The organism is Vibrio sp. 2130-1, assembly GCF_033339515.1.
Map to the genome: position 1 here is coordinate 73,710 of NZ_JAWOUT010000006.1, position 18,455 is coordinate 92,164.

14 protein-coding genes are annotated in these 18,455 nt (G+C 45.0%); 8 read left to right on the top strand and 6 right to left on the bottom strand.

Annotated features, from left to right (window positions below; translation table 11 throughout):
* Window positions 1-22: 22 nt before the first annotated feature.
* The 3 genes from hemB (at window position 23) to polA (ending at window position 5,052) form a co-directional block, all read left to right on the top strand.
* Window positions 23-1,084, top strand: coding sequence for a porphobilinogen synthase (hemB, locus tag R7Q09_RS10630; protein ID WP_031777176.1), 1,062 nt, complete (start codon window positions 23-25; stop codon window positions 1,082-1,084).
* Between the two features lie 127 nt (window positions 1,085-1,211).
* Window positions 1,212-1,646 carry a GNAT family N-acetyltransferase gene (locus R7Q09_RS10635; protein ID WP_005379245.1) on the top strand — a complete coding sequence of 145 codons (435 nt, stop codon included), beginning with the start codon at window positions 1,212-1,214 and terminating at the stop codon, window positions 1,644-1,646.
* 619 nt (window positions 1,647-2,265) lie between these two features.
* On the top strand, window positions 2,266-5,052 hold the full coding sequence (gene polA / locus R7Q09_RS10640; protein WP_005379246.1) for a DNA polymerase I: 2,787 nt from the start codon (window positions 2,266-2,268) through the stop codon (window positions 5,050-5,052).
* A gap of 747 nt (window positions 5,053-5,799) precedes the next feature.
* On the opposite strand, the gene yihA is transcribed toward polA, so the two are convergent.
* Window positions 5,800-6,459, bottom strand: a complete 660-nt coding sequence (yihA, locus tag R7Q09_RS10645) for a ribosome biogenesis GTP-binding protein YihA/YsxC (RefSeq protein ID WP_017635019.1) — start codon at window positions 6,457-6,459, stop codon at window positions 5,800-5,802.
* A 159-nt stretch (window positions 6,460-6,618) separates the two neighbouring features.
* Here yihA and R7Q09_RS10650 point away from each other — a divergent pair, with 159 nt between their 5' ends.
* The 5 genes from R7Q09_RS10650 (at window position 6,619) to hemN (ending at window position 11,327) form a co-directional block, all read left to right on the top strand.
* Window positions 6,619-7,236: a c-type cytochrome gene (locus R7Q09_RS10650; protein ID WP_005379248.1), complete on the top strand. Its 618-nt coding sequence runs from the start codon at window positions 6,619-6,621 to the stop codon at window positions 7,234-7,236.
* 838 nt (window positions 7,237-8,074) lie between these two features.
* Window positions 8,075-8,713, top strand: coding sequence for a class I SAM-dependent methyltransferase (locus R7Q09_RS10655; protein ID WP_005379250.1), 639 nt, complete (start codon window positions 8,075-8,077; stop codon window positions 8,711-8,713).
* On the top strand, window positions 8,713-9,255 hold the full coding sequence (yihI, locus tag R7Q09_RS10660; RefSeq protein WP_005379252.1) for a Der GTPase-activating protein YihI: 543 nt from the start codon (window positions 8,713-8,715) through the stop codon (window positions 9,253-9,255). Before R7Q09_RS10655 ends, yihI begins: the two co-directional genes overlap by 1 nt.
* A gap of 7 nt (window positions 9,256-9,262) precedes the next feature.
* Window positions 9,263-9,751, top strand: coding sequence for a DUF2489 domain-containing protein (locus tag R7Q09_RS10665; RefSeq protein WP_005379254.1), 489 nt, complete (start codon window positions 9,263-9,265; stop codon window positions 9,749-9,751).
* A 184-nt stretch (window positions 9,752-9,935) separates the two neighbouring features.
* Window positions 9,936-11,327 carry an oxygen-independent coproporphyrinogen III oxidase gene (hemN, locus tag R7Q09_RS10670; protein WP_104979917.1) on the top strand — a complete coding sequence of 464 codons (1,392 nt, stop codon included), beginning with the start codon at window positions 9,936-9,938 and terminating at the stop codon, window positions 11,325-11,327.
* 68 nt (window positions 11,328-11,395) lie between these two features.
* On the opposite strand, the gene add is transcribed toward hemN, so the two are convergent.
* From add to R7Q09_RS10695, 5 genes are all read right to left on the bottom strand, one after another.
* Window positions 11,396-12,400 (bottom strand): adenosine deaminase, encoded by a 1,005-nt coding sequence (add, locus tag R7Q09_RS10675; RefSeq protein ID WP_137281630.1) that lies wholly within the window; start codon window positions 12,398-12,400, stop codon window positions 11,396-11,398.
* 147 nt (window positions 12,401-12,547) lie between these two features.
* On the bottom strand, window positions 12,548-15,094 hold the full coding sequence (locus R7Q09_RS10680) for an EAL domain-containing protein (RefSeq protein WP_318070444.1): 2,547 nt from the start codon (window positions 15,092-15,094) through the stop codon (window positions 12,548-12,550).
* A gap of 102 nt (window positions 15,095-15,196) precedes the next feature.
* Entirely contained in the window at window positions 15,197-16,600 is a 1,404-nt protein-coding gene (gene glnG, locus R7Q09_RS10685; RefSeq protein ID WP_005379267.1) for a nitrogen regulation protein NR(I), read from the bottom strand.
* A gap of 57 nt (window positions 16,601-16,657) precedes the next feature.
* On the bottom strand, window positions 16,658-17,704 hold the full coding sequence (gene glnL / locus R7Q09_RS10690; protein WP_017821940.1) for a nitrogen regulation protein NR(II): 1,047 nt from the start codon (window positions 17,702-17,704) through the stop codon (window positions 16,658-16,660).
* 133 nt (window positions 17,705-17,837) lie between these two features.
* Window positions 17,838-18,419 carry a DUF4124 domain-containing protein gene (locus R7Q09_RS10695; protein ID WP_130544867.1) on the bottom strand — a complete coding sequence of 194 codons (582 nt, stop codon included), beginning with the start codon at window positions 18,417-18,419 and terminating at the stop codon, window positions 17,838-17,840.
* Between the last annotated feature and the right edge of the window lie 36 nt (window positions 18,420-18,455).

Sequence of the window (18,455 nt, forward strand, 5' to 3'; positions counted from 1 at the left end):
CCGTCCAGACAAGGAGAAAATGGTGTCTGTATCAATTCAAGGTCCATTCCCTGCACGCCGTATGCGTCGTTTACGTAAGCACGATTTTAGTCGTCGTTTGATGGCTGAGAACCAACTTTCTGTTAATGATCTGATTTACCCAATGTTCATTCTTATGGGTAAAGATCGTCGTGAGAGCGTGGAGTCCATGCCGGGTGTAGAGCGTTTGTCGATTGATTTAATGCTAGAAGAAGCACAATACCTTGCAAATCTAGGCGTTCCAGCAATCGCGCTTTTCCCTGTCGTAAACCAAGACGCTAAAAGCTTATGTGCTACTGAAGCCTACAACCCAGAAGGTTTGGTTCAGCGAGCAGTACGAGCGCTTAAAGAACACATTCCTCAAATTGGTGTAATCACAGACGTGGCACTCGACCCATTCACGACACATGGCCAAGACGGCATCATCGATGAAGATGGCTACGTAATGAATGATGAAACCACAGAAGTATTGGTTAAGCAGGCTTTGTCTCATGCAGAAGCGGGTGCTGACGTAGTCGCGCCTTCAGACATGATGGATGGCCGAATTGGTAAGATCCGCGAAGCATTAGAAAACGCGGGCTACATTCATACTCAAATCATGGCTTACTCGGCTAAGTACGCATCGAACTACTACGGACCATTCCGTGATGCGGTTGGCTCTTCTTCAAATCTAAAAGGCGGCAACAAGAAAAACTACCAAATGGACCCAGCAAACATTGATGAAGCGATTCACGAAGTGGCGCTAGACATCAATGAAGGTGCGGACATGGTGATGGTTAAACCTGGTATGCCATACTTAGATGTAGTTCGCCGAGTAAAAACTGAACTTCAAGTACCGACATTTGCTTATCAAGTCTCTGGCGAGTACGCGATGCATAAAGCGGCGATCATGAATGGCTGGCTCAAAGAGCGTGAAATTGTGATGGAATCACTATTGTGCTTCAAACGTGCAGGTGCAGATGGCATCTTAACGTACTTTGCGAAAGACGTTGCTGAGTGGTTGGCAGAAGAGAATGCACAAACTGCTCAACACCTAAATCGTACTCCGGAAGCGACAGAAGAGTAATTATCGCTCAGTGAGAAATACCAGACCAACAAGAGTTGTTCGTCTGTATATACCCAAGTAACCTCAGGCGGATTACAACAGTAACAATCCAAGGTGCTTGGGTATTTTTATTTTGGAGAAGAGAACAATGACAATGCTGATTCGTGAAGGCACATTGGAAGAAGCACTTCAAGTTGTGGCGCGTGTTACCGAGTTTTCGAAAGGAGAAACGGTAGACTCCATGACTCAACGTTTAGAAGAGAAAAACAGTTTAATCCTCGTTGCAGAAAAAAATGGCACGATTGTCGGCTTCAAAATAGGTTACGAATTAGAGGATGGTGTTTTCTATAGCTGGTTAGGTGGTGTTGTCCCTGAAGCTCGAAATGAAGGCGTGGCACAGCTGCTTTTGGAAGCTCAAGAGGATTGGGTGGCAGAACAAGGCTACAACACATTAAAAGTGAAATCTCGAAACCAGTTTCCGGCTATGCTTCGCTTGTTATTGAGAAATGGCTATATCATTGAAAAGTTTGAAGAAAAAGTAAATCTTCGAGAGTCTCGAGTGCATTTCATTAAAGCAATGTGAAAATAAATGAGATTTTTTCTCATTTAACTGTTGACTACGAAATGAGAATCATTATTATTAAACCTGTCTTAGGGAATGAGGAAAGTTCACAAGGACGTTGAGTGACTTATTAACAGAAGTTAATTAACTGAAAGTTGAGAAGTGATGAAACATTTTTCCGAGAACTTGCACGAATTCTTTTTGACACGACATTGCTCACATTGCTTCCAGTGTAATTTATAGCTTCTTGGTTAAGCTGCTCTATTTACAGAATTTGCTTTACCACTTCTGCTAGGCGACCCCATTCGGGTCGCTTTTTTCTTTTCTACGATTTCTATTTGACGTCACTATTAATATCTTTTCCACATGCGATGATCATTTTAGGATCGTTGATCTTCTCGCCGTTATGTGAATTTATTATTATAAATCAATAGTTTGAGTTGGTGTTTTCTTGTGTTTTTTGTTATTGGATAACCAGTGGATAATTTCTATAAACAGAGTTATCCACAGGGGGTGGTGTTTTCGTGAATAAAGTCGGAAAAATTTACGCGACCTAGATCGAGCGAACAAGATAGATTCAGATCAGCAGTCATGGCATCCTAGGCAGATCTCTCAAGTACTGAATTGGATACAGACAATTATGGCAAGTATTCCTGAAAATCCGTTGATCCTTATCGACGGCTCTTCTTACCTATATCGCGCTTTTCACGCCTACCCGGGCACCATGAGCAATGGTGAAATTCCAACTAATGCCGTTTACGGCGTCGTGAACATGTTACGCAGCATGATGCGTCAGTTTGCGTCTGAGCGCATCGCGGTGGTTTTCGATGCAAAGGGAAAAACCTTTCGTGATGATATGTATGCAGAATACAAAGCGAATCGTCCGCCAATGCCGGATGACCTGCGTTGTCAAATTGAACCATTACACAATGTTATTCGTGCAATGGGTTTGCCGCTGATCTGTGTTCCTGGCGTCGAGGCGGATGACGTCATCGGTACGTTAGCATACCAAGCATCACAAAAGGGCATGCCTGTATTGATCAGTACTGGTGATAAAGACATGGCGCAGCTAGTGGATGATAACATTACCTTGATCAACACCATGACGAACGTCGTAATGGATCGTGAAGGTGTGGTTGAAAAGTTTGGCATTCCACCTGAGTTGATCATCGACTACTTAGCACTGATGGGCGATAAAGTAGATAACATTCCTGGTGTACCGGGTGTCGGTGATAAAACAGCGACCGCACTACTGCAAGGCATTGGTGGTCTGACGAAGTTGTATGAAAACCTCGATGATATTGCAGGGCTTGGTTTCCGTGGTTCTAAAACCATGGCGAAAAAGCTCATCGACAACAAAGAAAATGCCATGCTTTCGTATGAGCTCGCGACCATCAAATTGGATGTTGAGCTTGAGGAAACGCCAGAATCATTGCTGAAAGCGGAACCAAATAAAGACGAATTAGTGAAGCTGTATGGCCAACTGACGTTTAAATCTTGGTTGAATGAACTACTTGAAGGCGGTTCTGGATCTGTGGAGGCCGTAGAGCTTGCAGGATCTTCACAAGCTTCTTCTTCTCAAGCCGAGATGGAAACTTCTGCGGTAACAATCGATCGCAGCCAATATGAAACAATTCTGGATAAAGAAACCTTCAATGCTTGGCTAGATAAACTTCAAACGGCTGAGCTGTTTGCATTTGATACGGAGACCGATAACCTAGATTACATGCTAGCGAATCTAGTTGGTTTGTCATTCGCTGTCGATGAAGGTATTGCGGCTTATGTGCCAGTTGCACATGACTATTTAGATGCGCCTGAACAGCTTGATCGTGATTGGGTACTAGAACAGCTGAAGCCAATTCTTGAAGATGCAGCGAAAGCAAAAGTCGGTCAAAACTTAAAGTATGATGCGTCTGTACTCGCTCGTTACGACATTGAGCTAAAAGGTATCAAGCACGACACGATGTTGGAATCGTATATCTACAACAGTGTCGGCGGTAAACACGATATGGACAGCTTGGCGCTTCGCTTCCTACAGCACAGCTGCATTTCTTTTGAGCAAATTGCAGGTAAAGGCAAAAATCAGCTTACGTTTAACCAAATCGAACTGGAACAAGCATCGCCATACGCGGCAGAAGATGCGGATGTGACCCTTCGTCTGCACAATCGCTTGTTTGCTAATATCGAGCAGGATGAAAGCCTGAAGACAGTTTACGAAGAGATTGAAATGCCGTTGGTGCCAGTTCTTTCGCGCATTGAACGCACTGGGGTCTTTATCGATGAAATGAAGCTGAGTGCGCAGTCGGTCGAGATTACCGCTCGCCTTGATGAGCTTGAAAAGAAAGCGTACGAAATTGCAGAGCAAGAGTTTAACATGAACTCGCCAAAGCAATTACAAGCCATCCTATTTGAAAAAATGGGTTTACCGGTTGTGAAGAAAACGCCATCAGGCACACCATCGACGAATGAAGAAGTTCTGCAAGAACTCGCGCTAGACTACCCACTACCAAAACTGATTTTGGAATACCGTGGTTTGGCGAAGCTAAAATCAACTTACACCGACAAACTGCCGAAGATGATCAACCCATCAACGGGGCGCGTGCATACTTCTTACCACCAAGCAGTGACTGCAACGGGTCGTCTATCTTCTACTGATCCGAACTTACAGAACATTCCAATTCGTAACGAAGCTGGCCGTCGTATTCGTCAAGCGTTTGTCGCGCCATCAGGGCATAAAATCTTAGCGGTCGACTACTCGCAAATCGAACTTCGCATCATGGCGCACCTTTCTGGTGACCAAGCGTTATTGGATGCATTCCGTGATGGCAAAGATATCCACGCGGCAACCGCAGCAGAAATCATGGGTGTTTCTATTGAAGACGTTTCAAGTGAGCAACGTCGTCGTGCGAAAGCGGTTAATTTCGGTCTTATTTACGGCATGAGTGCGTTTGGTTTGGCGAAGCAATTAGGCATTCCTCGTGGTGAGGCTCAAGCGTACATGGATACATACTTTGAACGTTACCCAGGCGTGATGCAGTACATGGAAGACACACGCAGCACAGCAGCAGATAAAGGGTATGTTGAAACGATTTTTGGTCGACGTTTGCATTTGCCAGAAATCAAATCGCGCAACGGGATGCGTCGTAAAGCTGCTGAACGTGCGGCAATCAACGCACCAATGCAAGGTACGGCAGCGGACATCATTAAGAAAGCGATGCTGTTGGTTGATCAGTGGATTCAGGAAGAAGGCAATGGTCGTGTGAAGTTATTAATGCAAGTACACGATGAATTGGTCTTTGAAGTTGAAGAGTCATCATTGTCCGAAATTGAAAGTAAAGTACAGAAATTGATGGAATCTGCAGCAGAGCTAAAAGTACCGTTGGTTGCAGAAGCAGGTCACGGTGATAACTGGGATCAAGCTCATTAGTCACTTTTAGACCAAAATAACCAATTAATTATGAGCCAGCGCACAAACGCTGGCTTTTTTTTGAGATTAAAAAAGCTAGCGCAAAGTTAACTTTGATGTTGCTTAATAAAAATTTCATGAAAAAAAACTACAAAAATTCTTTGCAATTCTGACCAATTGTTGTACATTAATACTCGTAGGGTACAGAGGTAAGATGTTCTATCTTTCAGACCTTTTGTTTCACGTTATTGGATTAGGCTGATTCAGCCGCCCCAGTCAGTTTTTGACTGGGGCGTTTTTTATTGGGCGAAAGAAAATTATTCTTTTGGATCAGCAGCTTAAAGTTAGCCTTCAAAAACCTTCTTTTTTGACCTTTCTAAGTTACTGCAAAATCTCGATTTTTCCTTCAAATTTATTGCGTTATTCATCCTGTAAATTTACGCCAGTCACACTATTATTTTTTCTTGAAAGAAACTAAGTTACATCTTTTTGAAGATTTGCTTGGCTTAACTGTCTGAATTGTAACGCTATTGGGTGTTTTTGGAGTGAATGTTTGGTGATACACAGGAAACAAGAGCGCTTTTTAACCTATTGAAATCGAATCTCAGTTCAGCAATGCTTCGTCACATAACAATAATTACCAATTTTTCTCTCCCGTTATCCCTGCCAGGAAGGCGGGGATTTTTATTGCCTGTTATTTAGTTCAGATAAACAAAAGCCCCACCAAATGGCAGGGCCGTGTCGAAGAAATTTAACAAATATTGTTAATTATTCTTCATCGCTCGCTGGTATCTCTTGTTCGTCTTCTTCTATCAGGTGTGCTAGTGCTGGTGCAAACCAGGTATCCAGTTTTGCACGTAGCTGATCGACACCTAATCCTTTAAGTGAGGAGAACACATCAACAGAAACGTCACCACCGAAAGTTTCTACTTGCTTACGAACTTTCAGTAGAGTTTGTTTGCGTGCACCACTTTTTAGTTTATCTGCTTTGGTTAGCAAAACCTGCACAGGAATGTGGCTATCGATGGCCCAGAAAATCATTTGTTGGTCGAGATCTTTCATTGGATGACGAATGTCCATTAGAACCACTAAGCCTTTTAGGCACTCGCGTTTCTGTAGGTATTCACCCAAAGATTTCTGCCATTTGTTTTTCATTTCTACCGGTACTTGAGCAAAACCGTATCCAGGTAGATCGACAATGTGACAACCTTCTTCTACTTTGAAAAGGTTGATTAATTGCGTACGACCAGGTGTCTTTGATGTCTTGGCTAAGCTTTTTTGATTAGTTAGACGGTTAAGTGCACTCGATTTACCAGCGTTTGAGCGTCCTGCAAACGCAATTTCGACACCTTCGTCTTCCGGCAGGTGACGAATATCGGGTGCGCTGGTGATGAAATGCGTATTTTGGTAATGAATTTTTACGCTCACTGTTAACTCCATCTCGACTTTGTGTAGTCGATTGATTACTTTTTTGTGAAAATGTGTAAAATAACCGTGCTCGGCATAAGGTCGCCTATTGTACCATGAGTGTACGCGGTATGTTCACATTCCGTGGTACTGGAAGCTTGATAATTATAATGGAATGTCATGAAGAAATTAGCGCTAATTTTGAGTCTTTTAGCCAGTTGCTCAGTATGGGCCCAAGGTAATATTGAGGCTGGTAAAGCAAAATCACAAACCTGTGTCGCCTGTCACGGAGCAGATGGCAACAGTGCAATAACAACGTACCCGAAACTCGCAGGCCAACACGCTAAGTATCTTGAGAAGCAGTTAAAAGAACTTAAGCTAGGCATGACAAGTGGTGGTAAACAAGGTCGTTACGATCCTGTAATGAGTGGTATGGCAATGCCACTGAGCGATGAAGATATCGCAGACCTATCTGCTTACTACGCTTCGCTACCAGTTTCAGAAAACTCAACACCTGAAGATGTAGTAGCAAAAGGCAAAACGCTTTATACCGCTGGTGATGCCGAGCGTGGCCTAACCGCATGTATTGCATGTCATGGTCCTCGTGGCAATGGTACTGAGCTTTCAGGTTTCCCGAAAATTTCTGGTCAGCATGCTGACTACATCAAAGCTCAGCTAGAAAAATTCCGTGATGGCGACCGTGGTAATGATATGAATGCCATGATGCGCGACATCGCGAAGAAAATGACAGACGAAGATATCGAAGTGCTGTCTAAATACGTTGGCGGTCTGCACTAATATACCTAAATCGCTCAAGAACCTGCATCTTGAGCTGGTTGGGTAGATGTCCCTACATCGTTCGAGCAACTTGTACAAAAATGCCCTAGTGAATCCACTAGGGCATTTTTGTTCGTGACAGATATCACAGTCGAGTTTGGATACGAAAGCGATAGTTGGCTCGGCAGTTTGTGAGACATTTGCCATACTTGATGTTGGCTTTTTCTTGTTAGTGTTTTTAAGTTTTTGATTAAATGATAATTTTGATTTTTTAGAAAAATAGGCGGATTATTTTTTCAACCCATTACTTGTGAGCATAACGGGATGGCGTAAAGTAGAAGTCGTTCACAGGGAGTGAATGTAAGGATTTAAGACCACGGTTTAGGTCTCCAAGGATGTAGCTCGGATGCTTGGTGATTTAGAAAGGGATTTAGATAGGTAGGGAGCCTATCAGATAAGGATGGTCATCTCGTCTGACGGTTAAGACAGTGAAACGGATCAGGCACAGGAAGTTGCTCAGTAGACAGGAAGTAAACGGATAGCCAAAACTCATCAGGAAGATGAAAAACAACTCTTTTTGGCAGGGAAAGCTCTAAAAACAAAGGGTTCATTGGTGCACCAAATGTGTGCAACACAGTTTCGCCAATTGATGGCACTTAGAAAGCGACAGTCTGACTGTCGCTTTTTTTATATCCGTTGACTTGCTCAGTCGTAACTTGAATTGAGATTACTGCACTTATTTAGCTTTATAGGTTGTAAACAAAGTTTTTTAACAAAAATTGCTGAAAAAATACTCAACAACACTCCAATCCGAGTTCACTTTCTGGTATGTTTCGCATCCCTGTTTGAGGAAGTCAGCATGCATACCTGTCCTTTATGCCAAAATCAGCGCACTCACCATTATTTTGAAGATAAGCGTCGTGAATATCTTCAATGTGAGCAGTGCAGCTTGGTATTCGTAAATCCAGACCAACGTTTGGATGCGGAAAGCGAAAAAGCTCACTATGATTTGCATGAGAACAACCCCGATGATTTGGGTTACCGACGCTTTTTGTCGCGTATTGCTGACCCGATCACAGAGCGAATTTCTCCACAATCAAATGGTATCGACTTTGGTTGTGGTCCTGGCCCAACGCTCTCCTTGATGCTGGAAGAGGCGGGGCACAACATGGCGTTGTACGATCTCTATTACCACCCTGATACGTCGGTTTTAGAAAAAACGTACGACTTCATGACAGCAACAGAGGTGATAGAGCACCTCTACCACCCAGATTTGGTGTGGAAGCAATGGTTGAATTTAGTTAAGCCAGGGGGCTGGATAGGCCTGATGACGAAAATGGTCATCGACGTGGAGGCTTTCAAATCATGGCATTATAAGAACGATCTCACTCACGTAGTGTTCTTTAGTCGTGACACGTTCCAGTTCCTAGCAGAGCGGGATAAGCTCGAACTCGAATTTATTGGTAATGATGTAATTTTACTGAGGAAACCCCAGTAATGAGCCGTAGTAAAAAATCTAGAAAACCGGGTGCCGCTGGTGCACCTGAGTTTGTTGTAACTCGTAACCGTACAGAATCTGATGTGGAAGGCCGCTTACGCAAGCGTGCTAAAAAGCGTAAGGGTCTGAAAACGGGTAACCGTAACTCAGAAGTTAACGAGCAGAAAAAGCAAGCTGCTGCACAAAATCGCGACCCGCGCTTAGGCAGCAAAAAGAAAATACCTCTGATTGTTGAACCTGCGAAGAAAATGACGAAGCAAGAGCGTCGTTTGTCGGCAGAGCAAGAACTAGAGATGCTAGAAAATGACGCGCAATTGAACGTGTTGCTAGACCGTATTGAAGCGGGTGAAAACCTGGGCACAGGTCTACAGAAATTCGTCGATGAGAAACTCGATCGCATTGAGAAACTAATGGACCAACTAGGTTTGTTGGAACCTGAAGAAGAGGAAGACTTCACTGCACCTGCTGAGAAAAGCACGCGCAACGATGATGACTTGCTGGCAGATTTCGACGACATTAATTTCGACGACTATAAAGGATAATTAAGCTATGAATGTAACCTTATTAGCTATTGCTGGTGTTGTGATTATCATCGCACTCGCTTCTTATGCAGGTTACCTTCTGCTTCAATTGAAAAAGCAAAAGGAATTGCAGCTGAAGCATCAAAAATTGGCGATAGACAAACGTAACGCCAACATTTTTGAGAATGTGCATACCTTGTGTCAGGCGGGCATTCAAGGCCAGTGCGATTTATCTGAAATCAGTATCCGTGTGTATAACATCATGGATTATGTACAAGGTGAAGACCGCGTTGATTTCGATAAAACGTACCCTGCGATTTCTGAGCTTTACCACATCGTGAAAGATATGGCGCGTGGCGAAGAACGCCAACAACTTGCCAAGAAAGAGCGTATGCAACAGAACTTGACGCGTCATAAAGCGGAAAGCCGCCTCACTGATGCGATTATTGAGGAGCTCAAAGTGTTGCAGAAAAACGTCCAGCCACTGAATAATCAAATCAATATTCAGATGATTTAAGCGCGACCCCCAATAGTCTCCTTATGGCTAATGGGGGTATCGTGATCACGCTAGCACTTCTTTAGTTTTATACTTAAAAAGCCAGTCGGCGTTGCCACGCTTGTCATCGTCGTATGGCAAAATAGCGGCTCTGAATATCGGGTGACGGCTTTCGTTGCCCTAGCATTTAACGGAAAGTACCACCATGTCGAATCAACACACTGAATCGAAACAGCAAATCGTCTGGGATCAAGCGGTATTGGATAAGTACAACTATTCCGGGCCTCGTTATACGTCGTACCCAACGGCGCTGGAGTTTCATGAAGCGTTCACCATTTCTGATTATGATATGGCATGCACTCAATACCCAGAACGCCCATTATCGCTGTACGTACACATTCCGTTCTGTCACAAGCTTTGTTACTACTGTGGATGTAATAAAGTCATTACGCGCCACTCGCACAAAGCGGATGAATACCTCGACGTGCTTGAACACGAAATTCGTCAACGTGCTGCATTACTTGTTGGTCGCACCGTGACGCAATTGCATTTTGGTGGTGGTACACCGACGTTTCTCTCTGAAAAGCAAATCACGCGTGTAATGAGCCTGCTACGCCAAGAGTTTACTTTTAGTAGCGATGCTGAAATCAGTATCGAGGTTGACCCGCGTGAAATCGAGCTGACCATGCTGGATCATCTGCGTAGTGAAGGCTTCAATCGCTTGAGCATCGGTGTTCAGGACTTCAACAAAGAAGTGCAAAAACTGGTGAATCGTGAGCAAGATGAAGAGTTCATCGTTGCGATGGTTGCGCGCGCAAAAGAGTTAGGCTTTCGTTCGACGAACCTAGATTTGATTTACGGTTTACCGAAGCAGACCAAAGAATCTTTTGCCAAGACTCTAGAACAAGTGCTAGAGATGCAGCCGGGCCGTCTATCCGTGTTTAACTACGCGCACATGCCACAGTTATTTGCAGCGCAGCGTAAGATTAAAGACGAAGACCTGCCAAAGGCAGAAGAGAAGATGGCGATTCTGCAAGACACCATCGCGACACTGACTGATGCTGGCTACCAATTTATCGGTATGGACCACTTTGCTTTGCCGGACGATGAACTTGCTGTTGCCCAGCGCGAAGGTATTTTGCATCGCAATTTCCAAGGCTACACCACACAAGGTGAATGTGACTTGGTTGGCTTTGGTGTTTCTGCAATCTCGATGATCGGCGATGCGTACGCGCAAAACCAGAAAGAGCTGAAGAAATACTACGCTCAAGTCAACGAACTTCGTCACGCTCTATGGAAAGGGGTCTCTCTGGACTCCGATGATTTGCTCCGTCGTGAAGTGATTAAGCAGCTGATTTGTAACTTCAAGTTAGACAAGAAAGCCATTGAGTCTGAGTTTAAAGTGAAGTTTGATCAGTACTTTAAAGAAGACTTACAGCTACTTCAGACCTTCATCAACGATGAGCTGGTGGAAGTGGATGACAATGAAATTCGTGTGACGCTGCGAGGTCGTTTGCTGATCCGTAATATTTGTATGAGCTTCGATAAATACCTACGAGCGAAGGCACGTCAGCAACAGTTCTCTCGTGTGATTTAATCAGAGATACAGATTCAAGATATAAAAAATGCCAGCAGATGCTGGCATTTTTTATGTTTTCGCTGGATTTAAGCGCGATCTTTTACTTTTTCTTTCAGTTCCGCTTTTTCTGCTTCTGAAAGGAATGCAATCTCAAGGCCATTAATTTGCGCTTGGCGAATCTGGTCTTGGCTCAGACCAGCGGCTGGTGCCGCTACTTCGTATTCGTATGGCAGTTCGATGCCTTCAACCGCTGGATCGTCAGTGTTCAAACACGCAAGAACGCCATGCTCTAGGAACTGCTTGAGAGGGTGGTTTTCTAGCGTTTCTACCGTACTTGTTTGGTAGTTTGACGTCAGGCAAGATTCAATACCAATGCGGTTTTCTGCTAGGTAATCCATCAGTTTTGGATCGTGAATCGCTTTTACGCCGTGACCGATACGAGTTGCGCCCAGCTCATTGATTGCTTGCCACATGCTCTCTGCACCTGCTGCTTCACCAGCATGGACCGTTACCCCAAGGCCAGCATCGCGTACTTGCTTGAAGTGAGACACAAAGCGATCACCCGGTTGGCCTAGCTCGTCACCCGCAAGGTCGACGGCAACGATGTGATCTTTCTGGCTCAGAATGCCGTCCAGTTCTTGTTGACATGCGTCAGTGCCAAATGTGCGACTCATGATACCGATCAGGTTGGCTTTCACGCCAAAATCGCGCATACCCGCTTGCACACCGTCCACGACGGCTTCAACAACCCCCGTTACTGGTAGTTTGTGTTTCATCGCCATGTAGTAAGGAGAGAAACGCAGCTCTGCGTAATCGATTTGTGCGTTTAGCGCGTCTTCTACGTTTTCGTACGCGACACGACGACATGCATCTAGATCGCCCAGTACAGCAACACCCCAGTCGAGCTTAGAAAGGAAAGCAACAAGAGAGGGTTCCGCTTCGACAATTTGAACGTGAGGAGTGAGAGACTCAATATCGTACGCTGGTAGGGCAATGCCAAACTTTTGGCCTAGCTCAAGAATCGTTTTAGTACGAATGTTACCGTCGAGGTGACGGTGCAAATCAGTAAGAGGAAGGTTCTTCGTTATCATTTTGTCGATCCGGATAGTTATGAACTGGAACAGGGCCCAAACATCATCTGTGACAATACATGGGTAAGATTTGCAGTTAAGTATAAATAACAGTTGGGTAGATTGTCAGTAGAGGATGACTAGGAAATCAACGATTCTCGCTCTTTTCTACTTCATGTTCACCAAATGTGTTGGCCATTCTTCTAGTGGCATAGGGCGGCTGTAGTAGAAGCCTTGCACCTGATTACAGCCTAAAGAGCGGAGTAATTGTGCTTGATTGCTATCCTCGACACCTTCCGCGACGACATTAGTTTTGAGACCTGCTGTGATATTGATGACGGCAGCGACGACTGAACTGTTTAAGTTTTCTTGCGTGAGTTGATTGATGAAGGTGCGATCAATCTTCAAGCAAGTAAACGGTAGAGAGTGGAGGTAACCCAGTGATGAGTAACCGGTGCCAAAGTCATCTATCGCGATACCAATACCCATTTCACGCAGCTTAGTCATATTTTCTAGTGTGGTCGGTGCGCTATCAATGATGCGTGATTCTGTGATCTCTAGTGTGAGGTTACTTGCTGGTAATTTCGTGATATCCAATACGCTTGTCACCGTATCAACAAAACTTGGGCAAGATAGTTGATTAACGGAGATATTCACATGCAGTTGGAAGTCCGACGGCCACTGTTTGCTTTCGATCGCTTGGTAAGTGTCGCGACAAGCTTGTAACAGAATCTGTTGGCCGATGGCTTTGATCATGCCGCTTTCTTCCGCGATTGGGATAAAATCTAATGGTGACACCATACCTGAGTCGCTATGCCAACGCGCAAGTGCTTCGGCGCCACACACTGTGCCACTGACGAGATCCACAATCGGTTGGTAATGAGGAATAAACTCTCGGTTTTCAATGCCAGTTTGGATCTTGGTCAGCATTTGCGTACGAAACTTTGAAGCGCTCGCTAGTTCTGGGCTGTAGTGACAAACACCAGTCAGTGAGTCTTGTTTGGCGTAACTTAATGCGATGCTGGCGTTGCGTAACCATAAAGGCATGGTTTCGTTTGGCTGGGTTTGTACAATACCAAGTGAAATCTTCATCACTACATTCTCGCCTTCCACCATAAATGGGGTGGAAAAGAGTTGCTGTAATCGACGCTCGGTTTGTTTAATTTTGGTTTCAGTGTCGACATTTGAGAGAAACACCGCGAACTCATCACCACCAATCCGAGCCAATAATGCGTTGTCACGAAACTGCTGTTTTAACCTTTCAGCGATGCTGACCAACAGCTGGTCGCCGTTGTGATGACCCACACTGTCGTTGATATCTCTAAATTTGTTGATACCAAGTAAAAATAAACTGCCGTGACAAAGATCAGACTGATTTTCACAGATTTCGACCAAACCCTGACGGCTATATAAGCGTGTTAGAGAGTCATAAACCAACTGTTCACGCAATGCTTTGAATGAAGCTCTTAGATTGTTCGCCATTTCATTAAAAGCATGAACCAGTACGGTTGTCTCATACACATAACCAGGCTTTGGCATGCCGCTATCCCAATCCCCATTTGCCAGGTGCTGAGCGGCGGCGGCCGTCGCGTTAATTGGTCTGGTAACTCGGTTGAAAATGATCCAACTGATGGCGATCCCAAATAGGCTTACAATAATGCCAACGAGCCAACTCTCTTGCTGGCTTTTCGGTAACAGGCCGAGAAGCTCAGACTCCGAAATGGAGGTGCCGATAAACCATGTTAAGCCGTCTTGGTCTCGATACGGGGTTAGCCGACTGAAAATACGTTGGCCATCATGTTCAAATGAAAAAGTATAAGGTTGCTTGGTGTTGTTGAGATCGAAAGACCGGACTCGGCTCGCACTGATTTTGATGATCGGGTCCGCGTTTTCAGCGGCAAGCAAACGCTGCCCTTTATCCGAAAATTTTGTGCCCCATGAGATGACGCTTCCCGGGCCTGAGTGAGCGATTAAACGATGATCTGGGTCCATGATGTAGACCGACGCTTTAGTGTTGTATTTTAACTCGCGCAGGAACTCGTTGAATGTATTGATACGAATGTCTGTCACCAAAACACCAGCAAATTGGTCGTGTTTGTACACCGGCGTCATGGCTGATAGCGTAATATCCTGGCGTTCATCAGCGTTGGTATAAATTTCAGACCAAGTGGCGTTTTGGCTCTTTGCAACGGGCTTATACCATGGGCGAGTGCGAGGATCGTATTGGGAGATAACCGTTCGAATGTTGTTACTCACATGGTTGGTTCCATAAATAACCAGATCACCATCGGTGTAGCGATCTTGCACCATTAAGGTGTAATCGTCGGAAAGCTCGCGGCGAAAGCCTGCAAAGTCGCCGTTTTCTGAACCAAATGCGATTACATCCAACTGCGGTATCGATTGGTAAAGATTTTTGAATGCACTTAGCAGGTAGTTTTGAATGTCTGAGGTATCGTGAGGGCGATAAAGGTTGTGATAGCTGACGTTGTGCGCGAGAGCCATAACCGCAGTAAAAGGCTTACGTAGATAGCTATTGAGGTGGTCGTGGACACTTTCGGTTAACACGGAAAGTTGCTTGTCACTGATATCCGTGACCACTTCTTCGTAACTTTGTTTTTGGACGTAGACAATGACACCGATCGCCAGTAAGAAGATCATGACAAATGGAATCAGAACAGCAGTACGCAGTGTAATTTGAGTCGTAGCAGTAGACATCGCCTAATCACATAGATGGTGGTGCGCCACAATTGTACTGATGTTTTTATTAATATCGAGTGACAAACGACGCTCGTTGTTAACGCACCACGTAAGTGATTATCAGTACAATTCTTTTAATTTTCTGGTGAGTGTATTTCGCCCCCAGCCTAATACTTTAGCGGCATCTTGCTTATGACCTTTAGTGTGCTCTAAGGCTGCTTCTAATAAAATGCGTTCAAATTCTGGTAAAGCGTAAGAAAGTAGTTCTTTATCTCCTGCTGCGAGTGAATGCCGTGCCCAATCCGCCAATTGTTCTTGCCAACTACCGTGTGCAGAGTCTGAAATGGATTTTTTCTCTTCGAGTAGTTCGCTTGGCAAGTCATTTGGTAACACTTCGCTACCACTGGCCATAACGGTTAACCAACGGCAAATATTCTCTAATTGACGCACGTTGCCAGGCCAATCAAGACGGTTAAGAATCTCTACGGTCGACGGGTGGAGAGTCTTTGTTTCCACACCAAGCTCATCAGCCGCACGGATAAGAAAATGCTGTGTAAGCTTTTCAATGTCTTGCTTACGCTCACGCAGTGCCGGGATCTGAACGCGAATCACGTTTAAGCGATGAAATAGGTCCTCACGAAAGTCACCTTCGTGCACCAGCTTTTCTAAGTTCTGGTGTGTTGCCGCGACAATTCGTACATCGACACTGATCGGAGAGTGACCGCCCACTCGATAAAACTGCCCGTCAGCTAGAACGCGTAGTAAACGAGTTTGAATGTCCAATGGCATGTCGCCGATTTCGTCTAAAAATAGAGTGCCGCCATTGGCTTGTTCGAATCGTCCTTGACGAACATTGTTTGCCCCCGTAAACGCGCCTTTTTCGTGGCCAAACAGTTCTGATTCAATCAAGTCTTTGGGAATCGCCGCCATATTGAGCGCAATGAAAGGTTTGTTAGCACGTGGACTGTGACGGTGCAGTGCATGAGCAACGAGTTCTTTACCCGTGCCCGATTCACCGTTAATCAAGACTGAAATAGAGGAGCGAGAAAGACGACCAATGGCGCGAAACACCTCTTGCATCGCTGGTGCTTCACCGATAATTTCAGGCGTTTCTGCTGGAATGTCTTCTGGAGAGAGCTGCTCGCGTTTGTTTTCGTGGCTGTGTGCAATGGCTCGTTCAACCAGAGTTAAAGTTTCATCAATATCAAAAGGTTTTGGTAAATATTCAAAAGCACCTTTTTGGTACGCATTCACTGCTGCATCTAAATCTGAGTGCGCGGTCATGATAATCACGGGAAGGTCTGGGTAATCGCGCTGTACTTGCTTTAGTAGCTCCAACCCATCAATACCTGGCATGCGAATGTCTGATACTAGAACATCCGGCACTTCGCGTTCGAGCGCCATTAACACGCTTTCTCCATCGGCATAGGTTTCACATTTGATGTTGGCAGAGGAGAGCGTTTTCTCCATTACCCAGCGAATTGAACTGTCGTCATCAACGACCCAAACATATCCTTTACTCATGTAGTAATCCTTGCAGCAAACCGAAAAACTGACGCGACTTGAAGTCCATTAGCGCAATCAGATCGGCAGATAAATAGTAAATGTTGTGTGACCAGGCCAGCTTTCTACGTCTATTTTTCCATTGTGCTGGTCGATCAAATTTTGCGAAATAGATAGCCCTAATCCAGTTCCTCCCTCGCGGCCACTGACCATGGGATAGAACAGCGTGTCTTGTAGTTCCGGTGGAATACCTGGGCCGTTGTCTGTGATTTCGACACGAGCAGCGAGTTTACAGCGTTTGCCGTGAATATTGGCTTGATGCACCGTTCTGGTGCGAATGGTTATTTTCCCGTGTTCTTGATGGCTAAGAATTTGTGCGGCGTTGCTGACGATATTAAGCATTGCCTGTTCGATTTGGTCTGTATCCATCAAAATCTCTGGCAAGCTTGGGTCATAATCTCGTTCAATGATGATTGAGCGTTGTGACTCTAATTCAACCAGTTGGCGAACCTTTTCAAGAATTTGGTGCAGATTCTCTTGTGTCTTCTTACCTGGCTTTTGCGGTCCTAGTAATCGATCCACGAGCGCCCTTAAACGGTCTGCTTGCTCAATGATGATGTGTGTATATTCGGTGAGAGAGGGCTCTGGCAGCATTTTTTCTAGCAATTGCGCCGCACCGCGTAAGCCGCCAAGCGGATTTTTAATCTCATGTGCAAGCCCTCGGACTAACAGCTTCGCTGCTTGTTGTTGGGCGTGTTGGTTCAGTTCTTGAGAGAGTCGGCGCTGCTGATCAATTTTGCGCATCTCGACCAGAAGCATCAACTGCTTTTGCCAAGTGATAGGGCTAACCGTCACCTCTAGCATTAAAGGGCGGCCATCAACAACGAAAGTGACGTCACTGTCGGTGATGCTTTGGCCACTTTGCAACGGTTGAGTGAGCAGCGCGAGATCCAGCGACGCATGCTGAATCAATTGAGAAAGTGATTGTTCAATAATTCGTTTGGCGCTTTGAGAAAACAGCAATTCGGCAGCCGGATTGGCATAACGGATGGCCAATCCATCATCAAGAATCAGCGTTGCTGTCACCATATTGTTGAGAATGGCACTAGGAAGACTGGTATCCACATTACGTCCTTGTTTTGCTTTAAGATTGTGCGGTGCACAATAATGGTGCAATTGAACGTTAAGTATGGCGAATAAATCTTAGAAGAAAAAGTGAAAAGCATCGCTGTGATGTGATTTTTTTTCACCAGATATTCTATTTTGCCCCTTTTACGGTCGGCTTAACACTTGCTCTATGTAAATGCACCGTTATAGGGCTAGTAGATGCAATAAGCTTGCCGCTTCTTTTCGCGTGCACAGCAAGTGTGTGAGTGCCTCGGTCAATATTGTTTAACTGCCACACTATATGGTTTTGTGGTGCACCATAAGGTTTTCCATCGAGTAACAATTGCAATTGCTCACCGATACCAAGCTTGCGATTGGTTTCTAATTGAATATTGATGATGCCTCGATTACTGCGGATGGTCTCGTTGTGCTTGGGAGTCAGCATCGAGAGTTGTAATGGGAGAGGCTTCTCGGTTGTTTTATCTGGCTTGTTTTGTGATGCAGTAGATGGCGTAGTCTGAGGTGCGAGCGATTCAGTACTTTCTACCTCAGGAGCTGGTGCGCTGGCTTCAAGGTTTGGCAGTGCGATCGCTTTTGCTCCTTTGTTTGGCGTATCACTAAAGTGAACCACGCCATTTTCATCTACCCACGTATACGCGACCTGCGCGAAGGCGATAGAGGCGATTAACAATCCGCTGAGTGCACACAGTGATGGAATAAGCTGAACTTTCATTGCTCACCTTCTCTTGTTCGATGATTTCACGTTTCA

What these genes read in the sequence shown, in the direction of transcription:
- R7Q09_RS10635 (WP_005379245.1), top strand. Translation starts at nt 1,212, where the DNA reads ATGACAATGCTGATTCGTGAAGGCACATTGGAAGAAGCACTTCAAGTT.
- polA (WP_005379246.1), top strand. Translation starts at nt 2,266, where the DNA reads ATGGCAAGTATTCCTGAAAATCCGTTGATCCTTATCGACGGCTCTTCT.
- R7Q09_RS10650 (WP_005379248.1), top strand. Translation starts at nt 6,619, where the DNA reads ATGAAGAAATTAGCGCTAATTTTGAGTCTTTTAGCCAGTTGCTCAGTA.
- R7Q09_RS10655 (WP_005379250.1), top strand. Translation starts at nt 8,075, where the DNA reads ATGCATACCTGTCCTTTATGCCAAAATCAGCGCACTCACCATTATTTT.
- yihI (WP_005379252.1), top strand. Translation starts at nt 8,713, where the DNA reads ATGAGCCGTAGTAAAAAATCTAGAAAACCGGGTGCCGCTGGTGCACCT.
- R7Q09_RS10665 (WP_005379254.1), top strand. Translation starts at nt 9,263, where the DNA reads ATGAATGTAACCTTATTAGCTATTGCTGGTGTTGTGATTATCATCGCA.
- hemN (WP_104979917.1), top strand. Translation starts at nt 9,936, where the DNA reads ATGTCGAATCAACACACTGAATCGAAACAGCAAATCGTCTGGGATCAA.
- add (WP_137281630.1), bottom strand. Translation starts at nt 12,400, where the DNA reads ATGATAACGAAGAACCTTCCTCTTACTGATTTGCACCGTCACCTCGAC.
- R7Q09_RS10680 (WP_318070444.1), bottom strand. Translation starts at nt 15,094, where the DNA reads ATGTCTACTGCTACGACTCAAATTACACTGCGTACTGCTGTTCTGATT.
- glnG (WP_005379267.1), bottom strand. Translation starts at nt 16,600, where the DNA reads ATGAGTAAAGGATATGTTTGGGTCGTTGATGACGACAGTTCAATTCGC.
- R7Q09_RS10695 (WP_130544867.1), bottom strand. Translation starts at nt 18,419, where the DNA reads ATGAAAGTTCAGCTTATTCCATCACTGTGTGCACTCAGCGGATTGTTA.